1 protein-coding gene is annotated in these 1563 nt (G+C 50.2%); it reads right to left on the reverse strand.

Going from position 1 to position 1563, the window contains the following annotated elements:
* Positions 1–1563, reverse strand: a 1563-nt coding sequence (locus ACWA1B_RS22320) for a hypothetical protein (RefSeq protein WP_456910775.1), incomplete at both ends; no start/stop codon positions are given.

The following is a 1563-nucleotide window of genomic DNA, read 5'->3' on the forward strand; positions in this document are numbered from 1 at the left end:
AACGGTATAGGTTCCGCCTGTCGTGTAAGCCGTCGAATTGACCGCCCAATTATAGGTATCACCGGAACAGATCGTGGCCGCCGTTATGATTTTTGAAGGCTTCGGGGTTACTGTCAACTGAAGTTCCTGATCCGCCGTACAGCCGTTGTTTGTAACGGTATAGGTTCCGCCTGTCGTGTAAGCCGTCGAATTGACCGCCCAATTATAGGTATCACCGGAACAGATCGTGGCCGTCGTCATGATTTTTGCCGGCTTCGGAGTTACCGTCAACTGCAGTTCCTGATCGGCGGTACAGCCGTTGTTTGTAATTGTATAGGTTCCGCCTGTCGTATAAGCCGTCGAGTTCACCGCCCAATTATAGGTATCACCGGAACAGATCGTGGCTGTCGTTATGATTTTTGCCGGCTTCGGAGTTACCGTCAACTGAAGTTCCTGATCGGCCGTACATCCGTTGTTCAATATCGGATAAGTGCCCCCGACGGTATAGTCAACTGAGTTTGCAGACCATGTATAAGTCTCGCCTGAGCAGATCGTGGCTGTCGTTATGATTTTTGCCGGCTTCGGAGTTACCGTCAACTGAAGTTCCTGATCGGCCGTGCATCCGTTGTTCAATATCGGATAAGTGCCCCCGACGGTATAATCAACTGAGTTTGCAGACCATGTATAAGTCTCCCCCGAGCAGATCGTGGCCGTCGTTATGATTTTTGAAGGCTTCGGAGTTACCGTCAACTGCAGTTCCTGATCGGCGATACAGCCATTGTTTGCAATTGTATAGGTTCCGCCTGTCGCATAAGCCGTCGAGTTCACCGCCCAATTATAGGTATCACCTGAACAGATCGTGGCTGTCGTGATCACTTTGGCCGGTTTCGGGGTTACCGTCAACTGCAGTTCCTGATCGGCCGTGCATCCGTTGTTCAATATCGGATAAGTCCCCCCGACGGTATAATCAACTGAATTTGCAGACCATGTATAAATCTCGCCTGAGCAGATAGTGGCTGTCGTTATGATTTTTGCAGGCTTCGGAGTTACCGTCAACTGAAGTTCCTGATCGGCGGTACAGCCGTTGTTTGTAATTGTATAGGTTCCGCCTGTCGTATAAGCCGTCGAGTTCACCGCCCAATTATAGGTGTCGCCTGAACAGATCGTGGCTGTCGTTATGATTTTTGAAGGCTTCGGAGTTACCGTCAACTGCAGTTCCTGATCGGCCGTGCATCCGTTGTTCAATATCGGATAAGTACCCCCAACGGTATAGTCAACTGAGTTTGCAGACCAGGTATAAGCCTCGCCTGAGCAGATCGTGGCCGTTGTTATGATTTTTGAAGGCTTCGGAGTTACCGTCAACTGAAGTTCCTGATCGGCCGTGCATCCGTTGTTCAATATCGGATAAGTGCCCCCGACGGTATAGTCAACTGAGTTTGCAGACCATGTATAAGTCTCGCCTGAGCAGATCGTGGCCGTCGTTATGATTTTTGAAGGCTTCGGGGTTACCGTCAACTGAAGTTCCTGATCGGCCGTGCATCCGTTGTTCAATATCGGATAAGTGCCCCCGACGGTATAGTCAAC

Source organism: Flavobacterium xizangense, assembly GCF_054075145.1.